Genomic DNA, 24419 nt, shown 5'->3' with positions numbered 1-24419 from the left:
GTCAGGGCCGCTTCTCCTCGGGGGCGCCGCCCGCCGAGAACGGCGCCTTCTTGTCGGTGACCGGAATCAGGTCGCCCGCAGGCTCGCTGTAGGAGACCTGGGTCAGCCGGTCGCCGACGAAGTGCAACGACGTGAGCGAGCACAGCGTGCACTGGCGCCTGCGGGGGTCGTGGAGGAACGAGCGGCCCTCGACGTGCAGGCGGGTGATCCAGATCGGCAGCTGGTGGGAGACGAGCACCGCCTCGTGGCCGGCGGCCGCCTCGCGGGCGTCGTGGACCGCGGCCATCATCCGGCCGACGACCTCCTTGTAGGGCTCACCCCAGGAAGGACGCCAGGGGTTCCAGAGGTAGCGCCAGTTGGCGGGCTTGCGCAGCGCCCCGTCGCCCTCGGCGAAACGCTCGCCCTCGAAGACGTTGGTGGACTCGATGATCCGCGGGTCGGTGGTGACGTCGAGACCCTGGGCCATGGCCAGGGGCGCGGCGGTCTCCTGCGCCCGCTCGAGCGGAGACACCCGGAGGTGCACGATGTCGCGGCCCTCGAGCGAGGAGGCGACCTTCTCGGCCATCCGGGTGCCGAGGTCGGAGAGGTGGAAGCCGTCGCGGCGGCCGTAGAGGACGCCCTCGGGGTTGTGCACCTCGCCGTGGCGCATCAGGTGGACGATCGTGTCGGGGGTCTGGCTCATCGGTCTCCTCGGGTGGCAGCGGCCGCCGCGGCGGCCGCGGGCAGGGCGTCGAGCACCGTCTGGACGGCGCGGTCGTCGTGGGCGGAGGACAGGAACCACGCCTCGTAGGCGGACGGCGGCAGGTAGACCTGACGCTCGAGCAGGGCGTGGAAGAAGGCGGCGTACGCCGCGGTGTCGGTGCGCGATGCGTCGGCGAAGTCGCGCACGGGCCCGTCGGCGGGGTCGGTGAAGAAGACCGAGAACATCGTGCCGGCGCTCTGGACGACGTGGGGCACGCCGGCCGCGGTGAGGGCGTCGCTCGCGGCCGCCTTGATCGTGTCGCCGGCGGCGGTGATGTGGGCGTAGACGTCGTCGGTGGCCAGGCGCAGGGTGGCCAGCCCGGCGGTGGTGGCGATCGGGTTACCCGAGAGGGTGCCGGCCTGGTAGACGGGTCCTTCCGGCGAGAGTCGCGACATCACGTCGGCGCGGCCGCCGAACGCCGCGGCCGGGAACCCGCCGCCCATCACCTTGCCGAACGTCATCAGGTCGGGACGCCACCCCTCGACCGCGCCGTCGAGGCCCCACTGGCCCAGGCGGGACGCGCGGAAGCCGGTCATCACCTCGTCGCTGACGAACAGGGCACCGTGGCTCGCGCAGGTCTCGGCGAGGAACCGGTTGAAGCCGGGCTCGGGCGGGACCACGCCCATGTTGCCCGGCGCCGCCTCGGTCACCAGGCAGGCGATCCGCGGGCCGTGCTCCGCGAAGGCGGCCTCGACGGCGGCACGGTCGTTGTAGGGCAGCACCAGCGTCAGTGCGGTCGACGACTCGGGGACGCCGGGGGTGCCCGGGGTCGCGAAGGTGGCGAGGCCGGAACCCGCGGCGGCGAGTAGCGAGTCGACGTGGCCGTGGTAGCAGCCGGCGAACTTCACGATCACGTCGCGGCCGGTGAACCCGCGGGCCAGCCGGATCGCGGACATGGTGGCCTCGGTGCCGGACGAGACGAAGCGGACCCGCTCGACGGGGGTGCGGTCGACGATCTCCTCGGCCAGCAGCACCTCCGCCTCGGTGGGGGCGCCGTACGACGTGCCGCGCGCGAGGGCGGCGCTCACCGCCGCGTGGACCTCGGGGTGGGCGTGCCCGAGCAGCATCGGGCCCCACGAGCAGATCAGGTCGACGTACTCGTTGCCGTCGACGTCGGTCAGCCACGCGCCGGAGGCCGAGCGGATGAACCGCGGGGTGCCGCCGACGGCGTTGAACGCGCGGACCGGGGAGTTGACGCCACCGGGCGTCACCGCTCGGGCCCGCGCGAAGAGCGCGTCTGACTCGGGGGCGGTGGGGGCCGGGATCACCGGGTCATTGTCGCCGAGGGGCCCAACCAGCCCGAATCCGCCCTCCCCGACCCGGGAGCCCCGTGCGGGGCCCTGTGACGTGCGCCACTATTTGGGTACCGGTGACCGCGTCATGGACTTGACGCATACTCGTTACAACCACGCGCCCACCAGTGCGTTCCAGTCCGTCTCGGGGCGACCGTAACTTGTTTGTGACACGGTTCGTTGGGTTGGAACAGCCATCTGGTGGGAAGTGTGGCTGCAACCAAGGGGAGATGACATGTCCGCCAAGCGATTCGGTCGCGTGCAGAGAGCGTCGGCGATTGTGCCGCTCGCCCTGCTCTCGGCCGCCTGGACCGCGAGCCTCGCCGGCATCGGTCCGACCACCACCGTCTCCGCGTCGACGCAGGTCGGGACCCTGCCCGACGGGACCAGCGTGCCGACCGAGGCGATCGAGGCCCCCGCGTCGGTCACCGGCGGCACCGGCCTCGGTGGCGCGGTCTCGGGCAACACCGCCCAGATCATCGCCACCTCGTCGACCAACGGCATCCCGTCGGCTGCTCTCGCGGCCTACCAGCGTGCCGAGACCGTGATCAACTCCGCCGACGAGACGTGCAACCTCTCCTGGCAGCTGGTCGCCGCGATCGGTCGCGTGGAGTCCAACCACGGACGCTTCGGCGGCAACACCCTCGACGACAACGGCCTCGCCGTGCCCGGCATCTACGGCATCGCGCTCGACGGCAGCAACAACACCGCGGTCATCCGCGACACCGACGCCGGCCTCTTCGACAACGACCAGGCCTTCGACCGCGCGGTCGGCCCGATGCAGTTCATCCCCTCGACCTGGTCGGTCGTCGGGGTCGACGCCGACGGCGACGCACAGCGCAACCCCCAGGACATCGACGACGCGGCCCTGGCCTCCGCCGTCTACCTCTGCTCGGGCGCCGACGACCTCGGCACCCTGACCGGTCAGCGCGCCGCGGTCTACCGCTACAACCACTCCACGGCGTACGTCGACCTGGTGCTCTCGATCATGGACGCCTACCTCGACGGCGAGTACATGGCCGTGCCCAACTCCACGACCTCGGCCGGCTACTTCGTGCCCAACCCCAGCTACAACCCGGGCAACGGCAACAGCAACCAGCCGAGCGGCAACGAGACCATCGGCAACCCCGGTGGCAACCCGACGCAGCCCACCGAGCCCGGCACCACCGAGCCCGAGCCCACGCAGGAGCCGACCGACGAGGGCCCCGGCCCCGGCGGCCTGCCGAGCCCGACACTCCCGCTGCCCTCGGTCTCGCTCCCGCCGCTGCCCTCGACGTCGGTCGACCCGGTCGACCAGGTGCTGACCCTGGCTCAGGCGATCGTCCAGTGCACGCTCGACGGCTTCGTCGACAACCCGCTGAGCAGCACCGACCCGTTCGACAAGTGCGTGAAGGAATACACCACCAAATAGGTCACCCAGCCTCACCCGTTGACCCGCCCGAAACTTTCGGGCGGGTCAACGTGATTTCGGGGCTGGTCTCAGTCGAACTGGCTGAAGATCGACTCTGGCAGGTCGAAGAGCGGTGTGCGGTTGAGCTCGGCGCGGCCCAGGGTGGTCAGGTGCACCTCGTCGGGCCCGTCGAAGAGCCGCATCGCGCGGTGCCAGCCGTAGAGCATCGACAGCGGGGTCGCGTCGGAGACGCCGGCGCCGCCGTGGACCTGGATGGAACGGTCGATCACCGAGAGCACCGCCCGGGGTACGGCGACCTTGGCGGCCGCGATCAGGTGTCGGGCCTCCTTGTTGCCGCGCGCGTCCACGACGTACGCCGCGTGGTGGCACAGGGCGCGGGCCTGGTCGAGCTCGATCCGCGACTCCGCGATCCGCTCGCGCACGGCGGACTGGTCGGCGAGCGGCTTGCCGAAGGCGACGCGCTCCTGGACCCGGGCGACCATCATGGCCAGCGCCCGCTCCCCCGCGCCGAGGGCCCGCATCACGTGGTGGATCCGGCCGGGGCCGAGCCGGGCCTGGGCGGCCGCGAAGCCGCCGCCCTCCTCGCCGAGGATGTTGGTCACAGGCACGCGCACGTCGGTCAGCTCGACGACGCAGTGGCCGTGCTGGTCCTGCCGCCCGAACACGGGCAGCGAGCGCTGGATGTCGACGCCGGCGGTGTCAGTGGGGACGATCACCATCGACTGCTGGCGGTGGGTGGCGGCCTCGGGGTCGGTCTTGCCCATGACGATCAGGACCTTGCAGCGCGGGTCGGCCGCGCCGGAGATCCACCACTTGCGACCGTTGATGACGTACTCGTCGCCGTCGCGCACGATCCGGGTCTCGATGTTAGTGGCGTCGCTGCTGGCGACGCGGGGCTCGGTCATCGCGAACGCCGAGCGGATCTCGCCGTCCAGGAGCGGGCGCAGCCAGGTGGCCTGCTGCTCGTCGGTGCCGATGAGGTGGAGGAGCTCCATGTTGCCGGTGTCGGGGGCCTGGCAGTTGAGCGCCTCGGGCGCGAGCTCGAGGCTCCACCCGGACAGCTCGGCGATCGGGGCGTACTCCAGCTGGGTCAGCCCCGACTCCGACGGCAGGAAGAGGTTCCACAGGCCACGTTCGCGCGCCTTGACCTTGAGCTCCTCGACCACCGGCGGGACGGTGTGGTCGCCGGGCGCCGCCTCGTGACGGAACGTCTCGTACGCCGCTTCGGCCGGGAACACCTCCTCCCGCATGAACGACACCATGGCGTCGTAGTGGGCGAGGGCCTCGGCCGTCGGGGCGGGGTAAGCGGGGTACATCGCCGAGAGCGAACCGGCCGAAGAGGATGCGGGGGGCATGGCTGCATCATCGCAACCGCGGGTCGCCGACGGCACCCGGGTGTGATCGGACCAGTGGCGCCTGTCACGTAACGCATGACGCTGGGCGTAGTTTTACTGGTCATGGAAGAGCCGACGCCGTCACCGAGCGAGCCTGGCTCCGACCTGTTCGACCGCTGGCTGGCCCACCGCGACCTCCAGGCCGCACCGCCCCAGCCGCGCACGCCCGCCGACGACGTGCCCGAGCCGGAACCTGCGCCGGAGCCCGAGCCAGAACCCGAGCCCGAACCGACCCCGGAGCCGGTCGCGGAGCCGGTCGCGGAGCCGGTCGCAGCCGCTGCTCCCGAGCCCGAACCGGCCCCCGTGGAGCCCGTCGAGTCCTACTCCCGCACCGACTCCTATGACGCCGGCCGCGCCGTGCTCGACGCCCTGCGCGCCGAGGCTGCTGCCGAGGCAGCCGCCGCACCGCCCCCGGTCCTGGCCCCGGTCGAGGCCTCCGCGGCCGACGAGACGCCGACGGCTCCCGGGCGACGACGGGGACGACGGACCAGCCGCTTCGGGCGTCGCCGCGTCGAGGCCGAGCCCGTGACGACCGGCCCCCAGATCGACGTACGTGAGTTCGAGGTGATGGTGCAGGCCGAGAGTGGGCCGGTGGCGCTCCCCGTGGGCGTGCCCATCCCCGAGCTCGACCTGCCACCCCTGCCCCCGCCGCCCGGCGCCACCGAAGCCAGGTCACGTCGTGACCGGCGCCGTGAGCAGCCCGACCCCGAGCAGGCCGAGACCCCGTTCGCGGACCTCGACGTACGCGAGTTCGAGGAGATGGTCCTCGCCGAGTCGCAGGCCCGCCTCTCCCCGCCGCCGACGCCCGACCCCGCCCTCGACGAGGCTCGGCTCCAGGCCGAACGCGACGCCGAAGAAGCCCGCCTCGCCGAAGAGGCCCGCCTCCAAGCCGAACGCGACGCCGAGGCTGCCCGCCTCGCCGAAGAGGCCCGCCTCGCCGAAGAAGTCCGACTCCAGGCCGAGCGCGACGCCGAGGCCGCCCGCATCGCCGAGGAAGCCCGCCTGGCGGAGGAGGCTCGCCTCCAGGCCGAGCGGGACGCCGAAGCCACGCGCCTGGCCGAGCGTCTCGCCGAGGAGGCCCGGGCCGGTGCCGTGGGCTCCGGGCACGGGGTGCTGGCGGCGTTCGCCGCGGCCAGCGCCACGACCTCGTCGACGGCCGAGGACGACGAGGAGGTCGTCGCGGCCGCCGAGCCGGCGCTTCCGGTCGAGGAGGCCCCGGAGCGTTTGAGCTGGTCGACCGGGTCCCCGCTGTCGCGGCTGAGCCGGCGCCGCAAGCCGGTCGAGCCCGTCGAGCCCGTCGAGCCCGTCGAGCCCGTCGAGGAGCCGCCGGCCCCGCTGGACGCCGCGCACGAGGTGCTCGCCGCGTTCGCCGCAGCCAAGCCGACGCCCACCTTGCAGAAGGCGCCCGCACCCGAGCCGCCGGCACCACCGGCACCCCCGGCAGCCACCGAGCCCGCCCCGCGGATCACCTTGGTCAACCGCGACCCGGCGCCCGCTCCGACGCCTGCGCCCGAGCCTGCGCCCGAGCCGGCTGCCGCACCTGTGCCGACCGCGAAGGCGACCCGCGCCCCCCGGCAGCCGTCCCGGTCGCGCGACGTGGTCTTCAAGCCCAAGCGCGGCGCGCGACGGCTGGTCGGAGTGCTGCTGCTCGCGGTCGTCGCCGCGACGGCGTACGCCGGCTACCTGGCCTACGAGGCGCAGACCACCGAGTCGATCGCGGTCGCCGCCGGTCTCGGCGTGTTCATGCTCCTGCTGTGGGCGATCTACGCCGGGTCGTCGGTCTCGCGGCTGTCGGTCACCAACGGCCAGCTCGAGATCCTCAACAGCTCCGGCCGTTTCGTGTTCGACCTGGCGAGCCCCTACATGCCGATCGAGGTGGTCGGCACTCCCGGGAAGCGCAAGTGGAAGGTGCTCTTCGTCCGCCGCAGCATGGCGCCGTTCACGATCGACGCCTCGATGGTCGACCCGAAGGAGTTCATGGCAGTCCTGCGGGAGTACCGCCCGGAGCGTTGAGTGACGCGCCGCCTGCACTAGGCCTGCGGGCGTGCCGATGACCCCGCCAGCGGGCGGGGTGTGGGGCGGTCAGGGTCGTCGGCGGCCGGGAGGGTCGAGCGGTTCGGTGCCGGTGGGGTCACGGCGGAAGAGGTGTCCGTGGGGGGTGTGCCACAGGTAGGTCCCGCGGTCGAGGACCTCGTAGGTCCACCCGCCATGGGTTTTCAGCCGGTGGTGCCCTCGACAGAGTGGGGCTGTGTTGCAGGAGCAGGTCGGTCCGCCCTCGCCGTAGGGCACGGCGTGGTCGATGTCGCAGGACCGTGCGGGTCTGGTGCACCACGGGAACACGCAGTGGTGGTCTACGAGAGCGTCTTGCTCGGCCAGGCGGTCGGGGACCTCGTAGGCGGCCACATGGATGTGGTCAGCCAGATCCTTCACCGGCTTCACGATGATCGTGGGGTGTGGGTTGGAGCACCACTCCCGGATCGTCTCGGCCAACACGGGTGATCTGGTGTTGTCGCAGCGACCGACGTTGCTGTCGTCGTGGAGGTGTAGCACCAGGGGTCGGGTCTTGTCGTAGTCGAGGGTGCCTTGGCCTCTGGCGAGGTCCCCGACGGCCATGGCCCGGCGGACGTCGAGGGACTCTTCGCAGCCCAGCTCCCGTAGCTCGGCGGCGCGGGTGGAGAGGGCGTGGTCGAGGTCGAGTGCGTCGGGCAGGTCGAGGATGCCGTTGACCTCGACGGTGCCGGCCGCGGACACCGCGTCCTTGTGGATGTCGAACTTGCGGCGCTCGGAGTCCAGCCGACGCTGCTTCTCGGCGGCCTCGGGGTCGAACCGCAGCTGCGCGGCGTCGATCTGGCGTTGGGTCTCGGCGTAGCCGATCTTGTGGGCGACGAACGCGACCCGCTGGTCCACGAACGCCGCACCGGCCGCGGGTAGGCACATGGTGCGCTCCGCGATGAACCGGGCCTTCCAGAACGGCAGGTCCCCGGCGGCGACCCGTTCCCACACCCGGGGGAGGCGGTAGCGGACCTCGAGTGCGGCGCCGACGTACCGCTTCGCGGAGTCGGTCGAGACCCCGAGGGCGGTGCCGAGCTCCATGACCGCGAACTCGGAGACCCACGGTGCGCCGTCGCCGGCCAGCGGGATGCCGTGGTCACCGAACGCGGCCTCGCCTTCGTCGTCGGTCTGGTGCAGGACGCACCAGTCGAGGACGTCGTTGAGGATGGCGATCTCGGCTCGGTCGCGGACCGCGCGGTGTGCGCGCAGCGACGCCAACACCTGGGTGCTGTTGTCGGATCCGTCGGAGCTGGTCACGGGTCTACTCAAGCACTGGCCACCGACAGTCCGGGGCCCAGAATGCCCTTATCCACAAGGGATTCGGAAACTTTCTGAGAAAGTTTGGAGAGTCGTTTCGGGCCCGCGCTTTTGCGGGCGGCGCGGCGAAGGCGCCCGAAGGGGCGAAGCTCCTTGACGGCGAGGCCCGGGTTGCTAAGCGCGCGGGCCACAGTCCCCGAGGTGACAGCCACGTCACCGGGTCGCGACACGGACTCGCTGAAGCTCGCCCGGCTCGATCAGCGAAGGCAGGGAGGCGGTCAGGCCCCGGTGTCGATCCAGTAGCGACGCTTGCCCTTGCGGGAGTCCTCGTAGCGGCCGCCGTTGCTCTCGATGGTGCGGCGGGACGGCTCGTTGGTCTCGTCGCAGGTCACCAGGACGCGGTCGAGGCCGAGGTCGGCTGCACGTCGTACGGCGAGCGAGAGCGCGCGCGAGGCGTGCCCCTCCTGCCGCCGGGCCGGCCGGATCGAGTAGCCGATGTGGCCACCCTCCTCGAGCAGGAACGCGTTGAGCCGGTGCCGCAGGGCCAGGAAGCCGACCACGACAGCGGGCTCACCGGCGGGATCGCCGTCGGTGACCCAGTAGTAGTCACAGGGCACGCGGTCGTCGGGCAGCGGGCGGGTGGCGTCCGCGTGGGGCAGCAGGTCGTCCACGACCACCCGGCACCCGCGCTCGCTCAGGTCGTCGCGCCAGCCGGCCGGCAGGTGCCAGTCGCCGGAGCCGTCCATCGGCCCCTCGTCGAAGTCGCGCACGCAGGCGGCCCAGCTCTCGAGGAGGCGCGGGTCGGGTACGGCGAGGTCGGTCACGGGGCACATTGCACCAGACACCCGAACTGGAACGTGTTCTACACTCCGCGGGTGACCGGCTACGTCAAGGACGACCTCAGCCAGGAGGAGATCGAGCGCCAGCGCGACCTCTACGGCCCCCTCACCCAGGCGGTGCGTGAGCTGGTCGACGCGACCATCCGCACCACGGTCGACGACGACGAGATCCGCCAGGCCCAGGCCGACGTGGAGGAGATCGTCGCGCGGCTGCGCACGAGCCAGCTCGACGGGCCGTACGGCGTGCGTTTCGGCGGCGAGGGGCGTGGCCGGCCGTGGGGCAACACGGTCGTGGGCGTGCGCAACGCCGCCGCACCGCCCCTGGTGATCCACCACGACGACGAGGGCAACGCGTGGTCGGACTTCCACCTCGGGGCGGCCTACGAGGGCCCGCCCAACCTGGTGCACGGCGGGGTGTCGTCGATGATCCTCGACCAGATGCTCGGGGAGGCGGCCGGCGCCGGGGGCAAGCCCGGCATGACCGGGACGCTCACGCTGCGCTACCGCAAGGGCACTCCGCTCGGCGACCTGCGGGCCGAGTCGTGGATCGACCGCAGCGAGGGCATCAAGACCTGGGCGAAGGGCCACATCATCGGGCCCGACGGCGTGACCGTCGAGGCGGAGGGCGTGTTCATCCTGCCCAAGTGGGCCCGCGAGGCGATCGCCACGCAGGACCCTACGAGGCCGACCCCGAAGTACTTCGAGTAGCGGCTCAGCCGGACTGCTTCACCCCGCGCGCACCGGAGTCGGTGAGCCGCGCCTCCTCGAGGGCCTGCATCTCGAGCTCGTGGCGCCGGCTCTCCTCGACCAGCTCGCGCGCCGCGTCGTACGCCCCTGGCGCGGAGACCAGGTCGGTGGCGCCGTGCTTGAGCCGGGCGAGCGCGCTGCGCGCGAAGATCTGCTGCTCCGTGGTGGTGCGCTCGGAGCGACCGCGGCCGAGGAACGAGATGAACCAGTGCAGGACTGCGGTGACGCGGTTCTTGAAGCCGGTGATGTAGACGAGGTGCACGGCCAGCCACATGAGCCAGGCAATCACGCCGGTGAGGCGCAGCTTGCCGACCATCGCGACCGCCCGGAAGCGGCTGATGATCGCCATCGAGCCCTTGTCGTGGTACTTGAACGGCGCCTGGGCGGGCTTGCCCTTGAGGCGACCCTCGATCTCCTTGGCGGCGTACTTGGCGCCCTGGATCGCCACCTGGGCGACGCCCGGCAGGTTGTCGAGGGCGATCATGTCGCCCACCACGAACACCTCGGGGTGGCCCGGCAGCGTGAGGTCGGGGTTGACCCCGATCCGCCCGGCCCGGTCCAGCGGCGCCCCGCTCTGCTCGGCCAGCGTCTTGCCCAGCGGGCTGGCCTGCACGCCGGCGGCCCAGATCTTGGTGACGGTGTTGATGCGCTCGGTGTGGCCGTCCTTGTACTTGATCTCGAGCCCGCGCTCGTCGACGTCGGTGACCATCGCCCCGAGCTGGACCTCGACGCCGAGCTTCTCGAGCTCGCGGGAGGTCCAGGCGCCGAGCTTGGCGCCGAACGGCGGGAGCACCTGCGGCGCCGCGTCGAGCAGTACGACGCGAGCGGTGCGGGTGTTGATCGCGCGGAAGTCGCGCTTGAGCGTGCGGTGGGCGAGCTCGGCGATCTGGCCGGCCATCTCGACCCCCGTGGGGCCGGCGCCGACGACCACGAAGGTGAGCAGGTGGTCGACGTTGTCGCCGCGCTTGGCGCCGAGCTCGGCCATCTCGAAGGCGCCGAAGATCCGGCCGCGCAGCTCGAGGGCGTCGTCGATGCTCTTCATGCCCGGGGCGTACTCGGCGAAGTGGTCGTTGCCGAAGTAGGACTGCCCCGCGCCGGCCGCGACGATCAGGGAGTCGTAGGGCAGCGTCGTGTCGCGGCCGAGGACCGTCGAGGTGACGACCTGGCGCTCGAGGTCGATGCCGGTCACCTCGCCGAGGAGGACCTGGACGTTGTCCTGGCTGCTCAGCACCTCGCGGGTCGGGGGCGCGATCTCGCCCTGGGACAGGATCCCGGTCGCGACCTGGTAGAGCAGCGGCTGGAAGAGGTGGTGGGTGGTCTTGGCCACCATCGTCACGTCGACGTCGGCCCGGCGCAGGGCCTTGGTCCCGAAGAGCCCCCCGAAGCCGGAGCCCACCACGACGACGCGGTGGCGCTGCTGCGTGGTCTCGGTCTGCATGACAGCCCTCTCGATGGTTGGATCGTTCTCATCCAGTGTCTCGTCGGCACGCAAGGCGTGGCTAATCCGGGCCCCTGCCTAGACCACCCGTTACCCAGAGTCATGATTTTTCAACGACACAGGTTTCGTGCCGTCCAGACGGGGGTAAACGAGCCGACAATGGCCTGATCCTGCCTGATCCCCGTCGGAGACCCACTTGCCGCTGAACCGGCCTGCCCTGTCATTGGGCTCTGGACCCCGTGGCGTGCAAGACGCACGCCGCTGGGTGGTGGCGACGTGCCATGACATCGGTCGTGACGACATCGTCGAGTGCGTCGAGCTCGGCGTCTCCGAGCTGGTGACCAACGCCCTCCTGCACGGCGCCGCACCCATCCAGGTGCGCGTGCGCGGCACCGTCGAGCACCCCCGGGTCGAGGTCCGCGACGGCTCGACCACGCCGCCACTCCTGCCGTCGGCCGGCGAGCCGACCGACGAGGAGGACCTGCTGCTCACCTTCGGACGCGGCCTGAGCATCGTCGCCCGCAGCTCCGACGCCTGGGGCGTCGAGATCGAGGAGGACGGCAAGGTGGTGTGGTTCAACCCCGCCTCCGTCTTCTCCGAGGGCGACGGCGTGACCGGGGTCATCAGCGGCATCCTGAGCGAGCCGCGCCGCCTCACCGACTCCCCCGGGATGATCGAGTTCGAGATCCGCGACGTCCCGCTCAAGGCCTACGTCGGGTTCCACCGCCACTACCGCGAGCTGCGTCGCGAGGTCCGGCTCCTCGCCCTCGCGCACGAGGCCGACTACCCGCTCGCCAAGAGCCTCTCCGACCTCTTCGGCGCGCTCGAGCAGCCCCTGCACGACGGGATGGGCATCGACCAGATCGAGGCCGCCCTCGAGGCCGGCAACAACCGGACCGACGTACGCGTGGTCATGGACACGGAGTCCGCCGACGTGATCGGCCGCTTCATCGAGCTGCTCGACCTCGCCGACGCGTTCTGCCGCGAGGAGCGGTTGCTGTCGCTGGCGCGCACCCCGGAGCAGCAGCAGTTCCAGGAATGGTTCCTCGGGGAGTTCGTGCGGCAGGCGGCGGGCAAGGACCCGCTGCCGTGGACCGGCGCAGCCGACTCGGCGGTCCGGCAGACTAGCTCCTCGTGACCCCACCGCTGCCGCGCCTCGTCGGCGCGGTGGCCGTCGGCGGCGCCGTCGGAGCACTGCTGCGCTTCACGCTCGGCGAGGTGGCCGGCGACGGCGCCGGCTTCCCGTGGACGACGTTCACGATCAACGTCACCGGCGCGTTCCTGCTCGCCCTGCTCCCCGCCTTCTCGGCCGTACGTCGGTCACGGTTGCTCGCCGTCGCGCTGGGGCCGGGCGTCCTCGGCGGCTACACGACCCTCTCGGCCACCTCCGAGCAGGGACGCAGCCTGCTCGACCAGGGTCGCCCCGCCCTCGCGGCGGCGTACCTGCTCGGGACGCTCGCCGCCTGCCTGGTCGCAGTCGCCCTGGCCTCGCGGTGGTCCACCCCGTCGGCGCAGGCCGAGTTCGCACTCGAGGAGGGCGACCTGTGACCGGGCTACTGGTGGCGGTGGGCGGCGCCGCGGGCGCCGTCCTGCGGTTCCTGGCCGGCCATCTGTGGGACCGCGACCTTCCCGCCGGCACGCTGCTGGTCAACGTCGTGGGGTCGTTCCTGCTCGGGGTCTTCTCGGCCCTCTCCCTCGACGCCGACGCGCTGGCACTGCTCGGGACCGGCTTCTGCGGCGGTCTCACGACCTACAGCGCCTTCGCCGTGCAGACGCATGCCCTGGGCACTCGGCGCGGAGCCGGGTACGCGGCCGTGACCATCGGCCTCGCGCTCGCGGCCTGCGCGCTGGGCTTCTGGGTCGCCGCCTAGGCGTAGCCGAGATCGTGCAGGCGGTCGTCGTCGATGCCGAAGTGGTGGGCGACCTCGTGCACGACGGTGATCCGGACCTCCTCGACCAGCTCGGCCTCGTCGGCGCACAGGTCGAGCAGCGGGCCACGGAAGATGAAGATCCGGTCGGGCAGCTCCACGCCGAGGGTGCCGTCGCGGTCGGTCAGCGCCACCCCGTCGTACAGCCCGAGCAGGTCGTCGGGCTCGTCCTCCGGCGGCTCGTCCTCGACCAGCACCACCACGTTGCGCACCAGCGAGGCCAGCTCGTCGGGGATGCCGTCGAGGGCCCGGTCGACCAAGGCGTCGAAGCGCTCAGGCTCCATCTCCATCGGCACGCGGTCATTGTGCCCGAAATGCCGGAAGCCCCCACCTACTGGTGAGGGCTTCAGGCGTCTGCGACCCCGACGGGACTCGAACCCGCGGCCTCCGCCGTGACAGGGCGGCGCGCTAACCAACTGCGCTACGGGGCCAGGTGATGCCTACTGCTGATGGTGCTGCGTGCTGATTTGTCCGGCAGGGCCGGAGCGCTGGAACTCTAACCCATCGACGCTGGCACCTCCCAATCCGGGCTCCGGTGACGGGCGGGGCTGCCGCTTTGGAGGCCCCTCGCACCCGGCCCTATGCTTGCCGGGCAGTCCGGCCCCCATCGTCTAGCGGCCTAGGACGTCGCCCTTTCACGGCGGTAGCACGGGTTCGAATCCCGTTGGGGGTGCTACTCCGGGACGGTGGTCGTGCCGTTGCAGGCGTACTTGCGGGAGCCGACCGCCGTCCATCGGCTGTTGTCGACCTTGATGAAGCGCCAGCACTCCCCGGTGCGCTTGGCGCCGACGTTCTGCGGCCCGTGGGCGCCGTTGGCGGTCCAGTCCTTGACCTTGCTCAGCGCGGCCACGAGCGAGGCGCGGGAGAGCTTGCCGCCGAGAGCAGTGGCCTGCTCGACGAACAGCCGCGTCGCCGACCAGGCGAACAGCCCGTAGCTGGTCGGCTTGGCGCCGGGGTTCACCTGCTGGAGCCAGGCCAGGTAGAGCGCGATCTCGGCGTTGCTGGACGCCTCCTCGAACGGCACGTGGGTGATGAAGACGTGGGCGTCCTCGGCGGCCTCGCCGGCCTGCTCGATGAAGGCCTGCTCGTACATCGGCTGCGACATCATGAAGAGGTCGGGCTTGTAGCCCTGCTGCTGCATCGCCTGCACCATGCGGACGGCGTGGGCGGCGGAGCCGAGGAACTGGAGGTACTCCACGCCGGCGTCCTTGAGCTCCTGGACGTAGGGCGCGTAGTTGAACTCGGAGGTGTCGATGCCCGTGCGGACCACGAACTTCAGCCCGCGCTTCTCCATCGCGTCGGCCTGGTAGTTGGCGTTGGCGGGGACGGCGCCGGCGTTGATCCAGACGTAGCCGGCCTTGGTGGCCGCGTCGGGGTAGTTGGCCTTGATCCAGTCGGGTACGGCGTTCTCGAACTCGTTGGCCTTGAGCGACATCGCCCCGAAGCAGGTCGTGCACCGCGACCGCTCCAGTGAGGCCGACGCCGCGCGCAGGTCGGGCAGCCCGCACTTCTGCGCCGCGGCCGCGCCGCCGGAGTCGAAGGCCGACATGGAGCCGACGGCGGCGAACGCCTCGTCGCAGGCCCGCGTGTAGGACACCTGGTCGGCGGCGGCGTCGGTGCGGCTGTCGAGCAGCAGGACCTCGAGCTTGCGGCCGCAGATGTCGGAGGTGGCGTTGAAGTAGGCGGCGTAGGCGCGGGTGGCGTCCTGTCCGGCCTGCATCAGCCCGGGCACCGGGCCGGAGATGTCGGAGGAGTTGGCGATCACGATCTTGTCGTCGGTGATGCCGGTCTGGTTCTTGAACCCGTCGCAGGCGCCGGCCTCGCCACCACCGCCGGCGGCGTTCTCCTCGGCCTGGGGCGCCGCGGGGCCGCCCGTCGTACCACCGCCGGTCGTGGCGCCCGGCGCAGTGCCGCCGTCGTCGACGACTCCGGGGTCGTCGACGGTGCCGACGTCGGAGCCGCTGCCTTCGGCCACGACCCCGCCCTCGAGCGCCCCCTCGGCGCCCGGGGTGACCACCCCGGTCGACGTGCCGTTGGCACCGGCGACCGATTCGGGGTGCACGCGCGAGCCACAGCCCGCCAGGGTCAGCGCGACGACGCACGCGAGCGTGACGAGGAGGGCCCCGCGGACGGAGGTGAGCAGTCGCATGTCCTCATCAACGGCGCTGGGCCCCTGAGGTGACGGTCGTCACTGTGGGATCGTGGGGCCATGTCGGAGCCCGCGAGCCAGCCGCCGCGGCGTGGCCGCCCCGGCTACGACCAGGAGACGGTGCTCCGGCGCGCGGTCGAGCTGTTCAACCGGCAGGGCTACGACGGCACCAGCATGGGCGACCTGGCCAAGGAGCTGGGGTTCACCAAGTCCGCGATCTACCACCACGTGGACAGCAAGTCACACCTGCTGGAGCAGGCCCTCGACGTGGCGCTGGACGAGCTGACCGCCGTGATCGAGGCGGCGCGGGACATGTCGGGCGGTACGGCGTACCTCCGGCTGCGGACGGCGGTCCGGCAGAGCGTCGAGGTGCTCGTCGCCCAGCAGCCGGCCGTGACGCTGCTGCTGCGGGTGCGCGGCAACAGCCCGGTCGAGCTCGAGGCGCTGCGGCGCCGGCGCTGGATCGACGCCCAGCTCGCCGAGCTGGTGCAGGCGGCCGTGGACGAGGGGGCCCTGCGCGCCGACGTGGCGCCCGACCTGGTGAGTCGGCTGCTGTTCGGCATGGTCAACTCGCTGGTCGAGTGGTACCGGCCCGACGGCGTGGTCGACGCGACCGTGCTCTCCGACGCGATCACGACGATCGCGTTCGACGGGCTCAACGCCCCCTGAGCCGGGCCGGCGTCAGGCGTTCAGGCGTCGAAGTCGACGGTGACGCAGTCGCTCACGGGGTGGGACTGGCAGGTGAGCACGAAGCCGGCCTCGACCTCGGCGGCCTCGAGCGCGTAGTTGCGGCGCATCACGACCTCGCCGTCGCGGACCAGCGCGCGGCAGGTGCCGCAGACCCCGCCCTTGCAGGCGAAGGGCAGGTCGGAGCGGCTGGCCTGGGCGCCGTCGAGGATGGTCGCGGCGCGCGACATCGGGACCACCGCCGAGAGACCGTCCATCACCACGGTCACGTCGCTGGTCTCGCCCTCGACGACCGGCGTCAGCCGGTGCAGCTCGGGCGGTGGCTCGTCGACGTAGAACAGCTCGGCGTGCACCCGGTCGGCCGGGACCCCGAGCTCGGCGCACACGGCGCGGGCATCCTCGATCATCGCGAGCGGGCCGCACAGCCACACGTGGTCGACACCGTCGAGCGGCACCAGCACCGAGAGCAGGCGGCGGAGCCGCTCGGCGTCCAGGCGGCCCGAGAACAGCTCGACGTCGCGCGGCTCCCGGCTCAGGACGTGGACGAGCTGGAGCCGCGGCCCGTAACGGTTCTTGAGGTCGCCGAGCTCCTCGGCGAACATCACGGACCCGCTGGTGCGGTTGCCGTAGAGCAGCGCGACCTCGGTGTCCGGGCGTCCGGCGAGGACGGTGGCGGCGATGGAGAGCATCGGCGTGATGCCGGAGCCGGCGGCGATGCACAGGTGCCGGCCGGCGGTCGTCGGGTCGGCGCGGAAGCTGCCCGTGGGCGTCTGCACCTCGACCAGGTCGCCGGGCCGGACGTCGTGCACCAGCCAGGACGAGAACAGGCCGCCCGGGATCTCGCGTACGCCGATGCGCGGCCGCTCCCCGGCCGGGGCGCAGATCGAGTAGGAGCGGCGGTGCTCCTGGCCGTCGACGTACCGACGCAGCGTGAGCGACTGCCCGGCGTGGAAGGCGAACGCCTCGACCAGGTCGTGCGGTACGTCGAAGGTGACGGCCGCGGCGTCGTCGCAGAGTCGCTCGACCGCGGCGACGGTCAGGGTGTGGAAGACCGGCACGGAGCGGCTGCTGACGCGGGCCCCCGACGACGAGGCGGTGACCGTCATCAGATCTCCTTCACGTGCTCGAACGGCTCGAGGCAGGCCGTGCACCGGTAGAGCGCCTTGCACGCGGTGGCGCCGAACTCCGAGGTCAGCTCCACCTCGGCCGAGCCGCACTGCGGGCAGCGCAGGTCGCGGCGCCGCGGGAGCAGGTTGAGCGGGACCGGTCCACTGGTGTCGGGCTGGGGCGCGGGGCCGGGCGCCGACAGTCCGTGCGCGGCCAGCGCCCGGCGTCCGCGCTCGGTGATCCAGTCGCTGGACCAGGCGGGGCTCAGCTCGACGCGCACCCGGACGTCGTCGTACCCCGCGTCGTGCAGGCGGTGCACCAGGTCGTCGCGCATCGTGGCCATCGCCGGGCAGCCGGAGTAGGTCGGCGTGATCGCGACGACCACGGCCCCGTCGGCCGCGACCTCCACGTCGCGCAGCACCCCGAGGTCCTCCAGGGTCAGCATCGGCATCTCCGGGTCGGTCACCGACGCGGCCACGGCGTAGGCGGTCACCATCGGCCCTCCGGGTGCGCGCGGGCGACGACCTGCATCTGGGCGAGCAGCAGGCTCATCGCCTCGGTGTGCAGCCCGTGGCGCCCGAGACGGCCGCGTACGCCGGCCAGCGGCTGCCGCTCGGGTCGCTCGACGCCGCTCATCGCGAAGACCTGCTCGAGCACGACGTCGACCTCGTCGGCGACGGTGGTCGGGTCGACGCCCACGCCCGCCTCGCCCAGGGACACCTCCACCGGGTGCGCGGCGAACATCTCGGCGTAGAGCGGCCAGACCAGGTCGAGCGCGGCGAGCAGGCGACGGCGGGACTCGTCGGTCCCCTGGGCCAGCGTCAGGAACCAGCGGCCGGCGTAGTCGCGGTGGTAGGTCAGCTCCTTGACCCCCTTGGCCGCCACGGCGGCGAGCACGTGGTCACGGCTCGCGGCCAGCCGCTCCATGATCGCCAGCCGCGCGGAGGAGGCCAGCAGGACCCGGACGACGACGTGGGCAAAATCGCCGTTGGGCAGCTCCATGATCCGCGCGTTGCGGAACTCCCCCGCCTCCCGGAAGAACGCGAGCGCGTCCTCCGGCGGCACCGGCGAGCCAGCCGGCAGCGAGGGCGCGATCCCCGGGTCGGCGGCCGCGGCGCGCGCGAGCAGCAGCCGCGCCTGGCCGAGCAGGTCGAGCGCGATGTTGGCCAGCGCAATGTCGTCCTCGAGGTCGGGCGCCCGGCTGCACCACTCCGAGATCCGGTGCGAGAGCACGAGCGCGTCGTCGCCGAGCATCAGGCAGTACGCCGCCAGCTCGGCGCCGTCGACACCCTCCGGCAGCGTCGAGTCCACGCCGGCCAGCGGATCCTCGCTGGGACTTGTCTCTCGGCCTTGCCCGAAGGCCCAGTGCGACGTGTCGCTGCCGAGCAGGCCGTCGTAGACGGAGTCGTGGTCGGTCATCTCACGCCTACATGTGGGGGACGTTGTCGGGGATGGCGTAGAACGTCGGGTGCCGGTAGACCTTGTCGCCGCTCGGCGCGAACAGCGGGTCCTTCTCGTCGGGGCTCGACGCGGTGATCGCGTCAGCGCGCACGACCCAGATGCTGACGCCCTCGTTGCGGCGCGTGTAGACGTCGCGTGCGTGGCGTACGGCCATCTCGTCGTCGGCGGCGTGGAGCGATCCGACGTGCACGTGGTTGAGGCCGCGCTTGCCGCGCACGAACACCTCGTAGAGCGGCCACTCGGCCTGGAGCTCCTCACTCATGCCCCCACCTCGGTGGTCGAGCGGGCCGCGAACGCGGTCGCGGCCTCGCGGACCCACGCGCCGTCCTCGTGGGCTCGGCGTCGGTGCGCGATGCGCTGGCGGTTGCAGGGCCCGTCGCCCTTGACCACCTGCATGAACTCGTCCCAGTCGGGCGTACCGAAGTCGTGGGCGCCGCGCTCGTCGTTCCAGCGCAGCTCCGGGTCGGGGAAGGTGACGCCGAGCGCCTCGGCCTGCGGGACACTCATGTCGACGAAACGCTGGCGCAGCTCGTCGTTGGTGTTGCGCTTGATCCCCCAGGCCATGGACTGCGCCGTGTTGGGCGACTCGTCGTCGGGCGGGCCGAACATCATCAGCGCCGGCCACCAGAAGCGGTCGACCGACTCCTGCACCATGGCGCGCTGCGCGTCGGTGCCGCGCATCATCGTCATCAGCAGCTCGAAGCCCTGCCGCTGGTGGAACGACTCCTCCTTGCAGATCCGGATCATGGCGCGGCCGTAGGGGCCGAACGACGTGCGGCACAGCGGCACCTGGTTGCAGATCGCGGCGCCGTCGACGAGCCAGCCGATCGTCCCGACGTCGGCGTACGAGAGCGTCGGGTAGTTGAAGATCGAGGAGTACTTCTGCCGGCCCGAGAGCAGCATCTCGGTGAGCTCGGCGCGCGAGACGCCGAGGGTCTCGCAGGCGGAGTAGAGGTAGAGCCCGTGACCGGCCTCGTCCTGCACCTTGGCCAGCAGGATCGCCTTGCGGCGCAGCGAGGGCGCGCGGGTGATCCAGCCGCCCTCGGGCTGCATCCCGATGATCTCGGAGTGCGCGTGCTGGGCGATCTGGCGCACGAGGGTCTTGCGGTAGCCCTCCGGCATCCAGTCGCGCGGCTCGATCCGGTCGTTGTGGGCGAGCGTCTGGTCGAAGCCGCCCTGCAGCTCGGACTCGGTTGCGGTCACGGCGCCTCCCTGCTGGATCGACCTCTGCTGACCGGCCTGGTGAACGATATTTACTGACCGATCGGTCTGCAATAGTCTGCCACACATGCCTGCTGCGACGTCACTGCTCGAGAGCTACGCCGCCGGACGGTGGCACCACGCGAGCGACGAGGGCACCCCCCTCCGCGACGCCGCCACGGGCGAGGAGGTGGCCCGGATCTCGAGCGCCGGGCTCGACCTCGGCGCGATGGTCGCCCACGCGCGCACGGTCGGCGGGCCGGCGCTGCGGGACCTGACCTTCCACGAGCGGGCGGGGCTGCTCAAGCAGCTCGCCAAGCACCTGATGGCCGGCAAGGACGAGCTGTACGACCTCTCGCTGCGCACCGGCGCCACCCGTCGCGACTCGGCCGTCGACATCGACGGCGGCTTCGGGACCGTCTTCAGCTATGCCAGCAAGGGCACCCGCGAGCTGCCCAACGACACCGTCCTGCTCGACGGCCCGCTCGAGCCGCTCGGCAAGGGGGGCACGTTCGTCGGGCAGCACCTCTACACCTCGCGGCCGGGCGTCGCAGTACAGATCAACGCGTTCAACTTCCCCGTCTGGGGGATGCTCGAGAAGCTCGCCCCCGCCCTCCTGGCCGGGCTGCCCACGATCGTGAAGCCCGCCAGCCAGACCGCCTACCTCACCGAGCTCGTCGTACGCCGGATCGTGGAGTCGCGCATCCTGCCGGAGGGCACGCTCCAGCTGTTGTGCGGCAGCGCGGGCGGGCTGCTCGACGAGCTCACGGTGCAGGACTCGGTGGCGTTCACCGGCTCCGCGCACACCGCAGGGCTGTTGCGCACCCACACCAACGTCCTGCACGGCGGTGTCCGGCTCGGCGTGGAGGCGGACTCGCTGAACTGCTCGATCCTCGGCCCCGACGTCTCGGCCGACGACCCGGAGCTCGACCTCTTCGTCAAGGGTGTCGTGGCGGAGATGACGGTGAAGGCCGGCCAGAAGTGCACCGCGATCCGGCGCACGATCGTGCCTGCGGCCATGGCCGACGTGGTCATCGAGGCGATCGCAGCCCGGCTGGCGAAGGTGGCCGTCGGCAACCCCGCGCACGACGACGTCCGGATGGGCGCACTGGCCTCGCTGGAGCAGCGAGACGAGGTGCGCAAGGCCGTGCAGGCACTGCGCGCCTCCGCCGACCTCGTCTACGGCGACCCCGACCGCGTCGACCTCGTGGACGCCGACGCCGAGCGCGGCGCGTTCCTCTCCCCCATGCTGCTGCGCGCCCGGCCGGGCGCCGTCGAGCCGCACGACGTCGAGCCGTTCGGCCCGGTCAGCACGGTGCTCACCTACGAGAGCCTCGACGAGGCGGTCGAGCTCGCCGCCCGCGGCAAGGGCTCGTTGGTCGGGTCGCTGGTGACCCACGACCCTGGGGTCGCACGGACCGTCGTACTCGGTCTGGCGCCGTGGCACGGCCGGATCCTGGTGCTCGACCGCGACGACGCCAGCGAGTCGACCGGCCACGGCTCCCCGCTGCCCGTCCTCGTCCACGGCGGACCCGGCCGCGCCGGCGGCGGCGAGGAGCTCGGCGGCGTCCGCGGCGTGCTCCACCACATGCAGCGCACCGCGGTCCAGGGCTCCCCGGACATGCTCACCGCGGTCACCGGCCGCTGGACCAAGGGCTCGGCCCGCGCCGAGGACACCGTCCACCCGTTCCGCAAGAGCCTCGCCGAGCTCCGGATCGGCGACTCCGTCGTGTCCCCGCCGCGCGAGGTGACCCGCGCCGACATCGACTCGTTCGCCGAGCTCACCGGCGACACGTTCTACGCCCACACCGACGAGACGGCAGCCGCCGCCAACCCGCTCTTCGGTGGCATCGTCGCCCACGGCTACCTCGTCGTGTCGCTCGCGGCCGGGCTGTTCGTCGACCCCGACCCCGGCCCGGTGCTGGCCAACTTCGGCGTCGACGGCCTGCGCTTCCTGACCCCGGTCAAGGCCGGCGACTCGATCGCGGTGACGCTGACGGTCAAGGAGATCACCCCGCGCACCAGCGCCGACTACGGCGAGGTCCGCTGGGACGCCGTGGTCACCAACGCCGAGGGCGCACCGGTCGCGACCTACGATGTCCTCACCCTCGTCGCGAAGGAGTGGAGCGCGTGAAGCACCGGCTCACCGTGCAGTACTTCCGGCCCACCGACGCCGGCGCCTTCGAGGCGGCCTACCGCGAGCGGCACGTCCCCCTCGCCCAGGCGGTGCCCGGTCTCGAACGGCTCACCGTGAGCACGCCCCACGGCGCCGACGACGCGCCGTACCTCGTCGCGGAGCTGTGGTTCGCCGACCGCGACGCCCTCAAGGCCGGGCTCGCCTCGCCGGAGATGGGGCTCGCCGCCGCCGACGCCGAGACGTACGACGTCGCGCACCGGGTCGCGTTCACCGGCGCCGTCGAGGACCTTCTCCCGTAGCCCGCCCGATACGTGCCACCCGGTCGGCCGCATGTATGCTTCCAGCCGTCCGGAGTGCTCCCGCGTCTTGGGTCCGGAGTTGGCCAGGTAGCTCAGTTGGTACGAGCGTCCGCCTGAAAAGTGGAAGGTCGGCGGTTCGACCCCGCCCCTGGCCACCAGCACACGAACCCGCAGGTCATAGCCACACGACCTGCGGGTTCTGCTGTTTCGGCGGCCGGCCGCAGGCAGCGATACGCTGAAGTCCCGGTCTGGGGACCACCACAGAGGATGACCACCATGGCGCACATGGCTCCACACAAGGTCGTGCTCCACGGGCACGAGCTCTCCTACGTCGACAGCGGCACCGGCACGGTCGTGCTCTTCATCCACGGGATCCTCGGGTCGCAGCGTCAGTGGACCCACCTGGTCGACAAGATGGACGACGACCACCGGGTGCTCCTGCCCGACCTCTTCGGGCACGGCGAGTCGGCGAAGCCGCTGGGCGACTACTCGCTCAGCGCGCACGCTGCGGCCATGCGCGACCTCCTCGACCACCTCGGGATCGAGCGGGTGACCCTGGTCGGGCACTCGCTCGGGGGTGGCATCGCGATGCAGTTCTTCTACCTCTTCCCGGAGCGGGTCGACCGCCTGGTCCTCGTCTCCAGCGGCGGCCTGGGACGTGAGGTCAACCTGGTCCTACGCTCGGCGACCCTGCCCGGCGCCGAGCAGGTGCTCAGCGTCATCGCCTCAGGCCCCGTCCTCTCCCGCGTCGAGGCGCTCGGTCGTGGTGCGTCGAAGGTCGGCTGGCGACCCGGCGCCGACATCGGCGCGATCTGGCACGGTTTCCGCTCGCTCGGAGACCGCGAGAGCCGGCGTGCCTTCCTTGCGACCACCCGCGCCGTCATCGACATCGGCGGCCAGAGCATCAGCGCGCACGACCACCTCGAAGGCGTGCTCCCGATCCCGACCCTCATCGTGTGGGGATCCAAGGACCGGATGATCCCGGCCTGGCACGCGATCAACGCGCAGCGCGCGATCCCTGGCTGCCGCGTCGAGCTGTTCGAGGGTGCGGGTCACTTCCCGCACCTCGAGGACCCGGACCGTTTCGCGCGGGTGCTTCGTGAGTTCATCGCCGATGACACGGCGCAGGAGCCGCCGACCGCAGCCGAGGGCTGACGCCCGGGACGGTCTCAGCCGCGCTCGACGGTCACGTCGAGCGGACGGTCCAGCAGCCGGGCCAACGCCGCGGCCTCCTCGTCGAGCGCCGTGCGTGGCACGCGGCCGGACTCGTCGAACCAGGTGACACCCAGGCGTTCACCGCGCAGCGTCCAGGTGCCGGCCACGACGCCGCGGGAGAGCACCAGGTTGGCCGAGCGGCTGACGACCTCGCGGCGCGCCGGCGGCACGATGCGGGTGTCGGTGGTGCCGGGGGCCATGACCCACGGGTCACGGCCCGGCAGCAGCCGGACTGAGCTGGAGGGGCGGGCCGCCGTCAGGTCGGCGAGGTCCTCGCGGAGCACCAGCGCCTGGTCCCCTTCGATGGTCACTGTCTCGAGCCGGTCGTCGAGCCGGGCCAGCCAGCGGTCGACGTCGCGGCGCTTCGCGCCGAGCCCCTTGCCGAACCAGTCGTGCACCCGGTCCGGGGCCGCCGGGCCGTGGACCGCGAAGTAGGCCGCGACGACGGTCGGCCCGGCCTCGTCGAGCTCGGGCACGCCGGACCAGCCGGGCACGTCGTCGAGGCTCAGGAACGTCGCCTCGCCGCCGCGGACAGGCCCGAGCCCCACGACGCCCTGCCAGGTCAGCGGCTTGAGCAGGGTGTCGTTGCCGCCCTCGAGGATGGGGCGCAGGTGTCGGTAGCGGCTGCTCCGGCCGAGCGCGGCGACGAGCTCCGAGTGCGTCAGCGGACCCGCGTCGAGGGCACGCCGTACGTAGTCAAGGAACGCCGGCCAGTCGGACGGCGCCAACTCGTAGTAGCTCTGCCAGCTCGGCAGCTCCCACATCCGGCTCGACGCCCGCACCGCGAGGTAGGCACCCGCCTGCTCCGGGGTCACGAGATGGGTGGCGCCGCGGAACGCGAACACCTTGACCACCTCTCCCGCCGCCAGGGCGCGCGCCGCGTCGCCCAGCCGGCCATCGGTGCGCCGGGCGCCGATCGCCAGCTCCGCCGCCAGGTCAGGCCACGCGGGGACCGGCCCCAGCCGCCCGACCACGTCGGCGACCGACCCGGTCCCGACCGGGTCGAGCAGGTGCCGACCCAGCCGCCAGGACAGCGCTTGCGCCCAGGTCACAGCCATCGCCGC

General features: G+C 72.0%; 24 protein-coding genes and 3 tRNA genes. 12 read left to right on the top strand and 15 right to left on the bottom strand.

What is annotated here, in order from left to right:
• Position 1 precedes the first annotated feature (1 nt).
• Together BLR90_RS05480 and hemL are read right to left on the bottom strand one after the other, a co-directional pair.
• Entirely contained in the window at positions 2-682 is a 681-nt protein-coding gene (locus tag BLR90_RS05480; protein WP_091023382.1) for a histidine phosphatase family protein, read from the bottom strand.
• Positions 679-2010, bottom strand: a complete 1332-nt coding sequence (hemL, locus tag BLR90_RS05475) for a glutamate-1-semialdehyde 2,1-aminomutase (protein ID WP_091023380.1) — start codon at positions 2008-2010, stop codon at positions 679-681. Before hemL ends, BLR90_RS05480 begins: the two co-directional genes overlap by 4 nt.
• Before the next feature lie 259 nt (positions 2011-2269).
• Here hemL and BLR90_RS05470 point away from each other — a divergent pair, with 259 nt between their 5' ends.
• The gene (locus BLR90_RS05470; protein WP_091023379.1) at positions 2270-3445 is read left to right on the top strand and encodes a lytic transglycosylase domain-containing protein; all 1176 of its coding nucleotides are present in this window, start codon (positions 2270-2272) and stop codon (positions 3443-3445) included.
• 68 nt (positions 3446-3513) lie between these two features.
• Here the strand turns inward: BLR90_RS05470 and BLR90_RS05465 are convergent, their stop codons facing one another.
• Positions 3514-4800 carry an acyl-CoA dehydrogenase family protein gene (locus BLR90_RS05465; RefSeq protein ID WP_245715172.1) on the bottom strand — a complete coding sequence of 429 codons (1287 nt, stop codon included), beginning with the start codon at positions 4798-4800 and terminating at the stop codon, positions 3514-3516.
• Positions 4801-4902: 102 nt separating this feature from the next.
• Here BLR90_RS05465 and BLR90_RS20910 point away from each other — a divergent pair, with 102 nt between their 5' ends.
• Positions 4903-6852: a hypothetical protein gene (locus tag BLR90_RS20910; RefSeq protein ID WP_091023375.1), complete on the top strand. Its 1950-nt coding sequence runs from the start codon at positions 4903-4905 to the stop codon at positions 6850-6852.
• A gap of 69 nt (positions 6853-6921) precedes the next feature.
• Here the strand turns inward: BLR90_RS20910 and BLR90_RS05455 are convergent, their stop codons facing one another.
• Both BLR90_RS05455 and BLR90_RS05450 read right to left on the bottom strand, forming a co-directional pair.
• Positions 6922-8148 (bottom strand): HNH endonuclease signature motif containing protein, encoded by a 1227-nt coding sequence (locus BLR90_RS05455; protein WP_091023374.1) that lies wholly within the window; start codon positions 8146-8148, stop codon positions 6922-6924.
• A gap of 278 nt (positions 8149-8426) precedes the next feature.
• Positions 8427-8972 carry a GNAT family N-acetyltransferase gene (locus BLR90_RS05450; RefSeq protein ID WP_218029370.1) on the bottom strand — a complete coding sequence of 182 codons (546 nt, stop codon included), beginning with the start codon at positions 8970-8972 and terminating at the stop codon, positions 8427-8429.
• 51 nt (positions 8973-9023) lie between these two features.
• Here BLR90_RS05450 and BLR90_RS05445 point away from each other — a divergent pair, with 51 nt between their 5' ends.
• Positions 9024-9695, top strand: a complete 672-nt coding sequence (locus BLR90_RS05445) for a PaaI family thioesterase (RefSeq protein WP_091024459.1) — start codon at positions 9024-9026, stop codon at positions 9693-9695.
• A 4-nt stretch (positions 9696-9699) separates the two neighbouring features.
• Here the strand turns inward: BLR90_RS05445 and BLR90_RS05440 are convergent, their stop codons facing one another.
• Positions 9700-11172 carry an NAD(P)/FAD-dependent oxidoreductase gene (locus tag BLR90_RS05440; RefSeq protein ID WP_091023372.1) on the bottom strand — a complete coding sequence of 491 codons (1473 nt, stop codon included), beginning with the start codon at positions 11170-11172 and terminating at the stop codon, positions 9700-9702.
• A gap of 244 nt (positions 11173-11416) precedes the next feature.
• Here BLR90_RS05440 and BLR90_RS05435 point away from each other — a divergent pair, with 244 nt between their 5' ends.
• The 3 genes from BLR90_RS05435 to BLR90_RS05425 are packed head-to-tail and all read left to right on the top strand — an operon-like array spanning position 11417 to position 13043.
• Complete coding sequence (locus BLR90_RS05435; RefSeq protein WP_245715171.1) at positions 11417-12310, top strand: ATP-binding protein; 894 nt, start codon at positions 11417-11419, stop codon at positions 12308-12310.
• Positions 12307-12720, top strand: coding sequence for a fluoride efflux transporter FluC (locus BLR90_RS05430; RefSeq protein ID WP_091023368.1), 414 nt, complete (start codon positions 12307-12309; stop codon positions 12718-12720). The genes BLR90_RS05435 and BLR90_RS05430 overlap by 4 nt, the downstream gene beginning before the upstream one ends.
• On the top strand, positions 12717-13043 hold the full coding sequence (locus BLR90_RS05425) for a fluoride efflux transporter FluC (RefSeq protein ID WP_091023366.1): 327 nt from the start codon (positions 12717-12719) through the stop codon (positions 13041-13043). The genes BLR90_RS05430 and BLR90_RS05425 overlap by 4 nt, the downstream gene beginning before the upstream one ends.
• Here the strand turns inward: BLR90_RS05425 and BLR90_RS05420 are convergent.
• Complete coding sequence (locus BLR90_RS05420) at positions 13040-13390, bottom strand: metallopeptidase family protein (RefSeq protein WP_091023365.1); 351 nt, start codon at positions 13388-13390, stop codon at positions 13040-13042. The genes BLR90_RS05425 and BLR90_RS05420 overlap by 4 nt on opposite strands.
• A 67-nt stretch (positions 13391-13457) precedes the next feature.
• Positions 13458-13531: transfer RNA gene (locus BLR90_RS05415), tRNA-Asp, on the bottom strand.
• 169 nt (positions 13532-13700) lie between these two features.
• Here BLR90_RS05415 and BLR90_RS05410 point away from each other — a divergent pair.
• A tRNA-Glu gene (locus tag BLR90_RS05410) sits at positions 13701-13773 on the top strand.
• On the opposite strand, the gene BLR90_RS05405 is transcribed toward BLR90_RS05410, so the two are convergent.
• Positions 13774-15249, bottom strand: coding sequence for an ABC transporter substrate-binding protein (locus BLR90_RS05405; RefSeq protein WP_091023363.1), 1476 nt, complete (start codon positions 15247-15249; stop codon positions 13774-13776).
• A gap of 60 nt (positions 15250-15309) precedes the next feature.
• Here BLR90_RS05405 and BLR90_RS05400 point away from each other — a divergent pair, with 60 nt between their 5' ends.
• Positions 15310-15918 (top strand): TetR/AcrR family transcriptional regulator, encoded by a 609-nt coding sequence (locus BLR90_RS05400; protein ID WP_091023362.1) that lies wholly within the window; start codon positions 15310-15312, stop codon positions 15916-15918.
• 20 nt (positions 15919-15938) lie between these two features.
• On the opposite strand, the gene paaE is transcribed toward BLR90_RS05400, so the two are convergent.
• From paaE to paaA, 5 genes are read right to left on the bottom strand one after another with little or no spacing between them, the layout of a single operon-like run.
• Entirely contained in the window at positions 15939-17042 is a 1104-nt protein-coding gene (paaE, locus tag BLR90_RS05395; RefSeq protein ID WP_091023360.1) for a 1,2-phenylacetyl-CoA epoxidase subunit PaaE, read from the bottom strand.
• Positions 17042-17539 carry a 1,2-phenylacetyl-CoA epoxidase subunit PaaD gene (gene paaD, locus BLR90_RS05390; protein ID WP_091023359.1) on the bottom strand — a complete coding sequence of 166 codons (498 nt, stop codon included), beginning with the start codon at positions 17537-17539 and terminating at the stop codon, positions 17042-17044. Before paaD ends, paaE begins: the two co-directional genes overlap by 1 nt.
• Positions 17533-18462 (bottom strand): 1,2-phenylacetyl-CoA epoxidase subunit PaaC, encoded by a 930-nt coding sequence (gene paaC / locus BLR90_RS05385; RefSeq protein ID WP_091023357.1) that lies wholly within the window; start codon positions 18460-18462, stop codon positions 17533-17535. Before paaC ends, paaD begins: the two co-directional genes overlap by 7 nt.
• 7 nt (positions 18463-18469) lie before the next feature.
• Positions 18470-18766 carry a 1,2-phenylacetyl-CoA epoxidase subunit PaaB gene (gene paaB / locus BLR90_RS05380; RefSeq protein WP_091023355.1) on the bottom strand — a complete coding sequence of 99 codons (297 nt, stop codon included), beginning with the start codon at positions 18764-18766 and terminating at the stop codon, positions 18470-18472.
• Complete coding sequence (gene paaA / locus BLR90_RS05375; RefSeq protein WP_245715170.1) at positions 18763-19707, bottom strand: 1,2-phenylacetyl-CoA epoxidase subunit PaaA; 945 nt, start codon at positions 19705-19707, stop codon at positions 18763-18765. The genes paaB and paaA overlap by 4 nt, the downstream gene beginning before the upstream one ends.
• A gap of 85 nt (positions 19708-19792) precedes the next feature.
• Between paaA and paaZ the strand changes: the two genes are divergently transcribed.
• The 4 genes from paaZ (at position 19793) to BLR90_RS05355 (ending at position 23295) form a co-directional block, all read left to right on the top strand.
• Positions 19793-21838 (top strand): phenylacetic acid degradation bifunctional protein PaaZ, encoded by a 2046-nt coding sequence (gene paaZ, locus BLR90_RS05370; RefSeq protein ID WP_091023352.1) that lies wholly within the window; start codon positions 19793-19795, stop codon positions 21836-21838.
• Positions 21835-22140, top strand: a complete 306-nt coding sequence (locus BLR90_RS05365) for an EthD family reductase (RefSeq protein WP_091024457.1) — start codon at positions 21835-21837, stop codon at positions 22138-22140. The genes paaZ and BLR90_RS05365 overlap by 4 nt, the downstream gene beginning before the upstream one ends.
• Positions 22141-22221: 81 nt before the next feature.
• Positions 22222-22298 (top strand) — tRNA-Phe (locus BLR90_RS05360).
• A 127-nt stretch (positions 22299-22425) separates the two neighbouring features.
• Positions 22426-23295, top strand: coding sequence for an alpha/beta fold hydrolase (locus BLR90_RS05355; RefSeq protein WP_091024455.1), 870 nt, complete (start codon positions 22426-22428; stop codon positions 23293-23295).
• Positions 23296-23309: 14 nt separating this feature from the next.
• Here BLR90_RS05355 and BLR90_RS05350 read toward each other — a convergent pair whose 3' ends face one another.
• Positions 23310-24413: a DNA glycosylase AlkZ-like family protein gene (locus BLR90_RS05350; protein ID WP_091023350.1), complete on the bottom strand. Its 1104-nt coding sequence runs from the start codon at positions 24411-24413 to the stop codon at positions 23310-23312.
• Between the last annotated feature and the right edge of the window lie 6 nt (positions 24414-24419).

Source organism: Nocardioides szechwanensis, assembly GCF_900103935.1.
Taxonomy (GTDB): Bacteria; Actinomycetota; Actinomycetes; order Propionibacteriales; family Nocardioidaceae; genus Nocardioides; species Nocardioides szechwanensis.
This window is presented reverse-complemented; position numbering and strand designations above follow the sequence as displayed.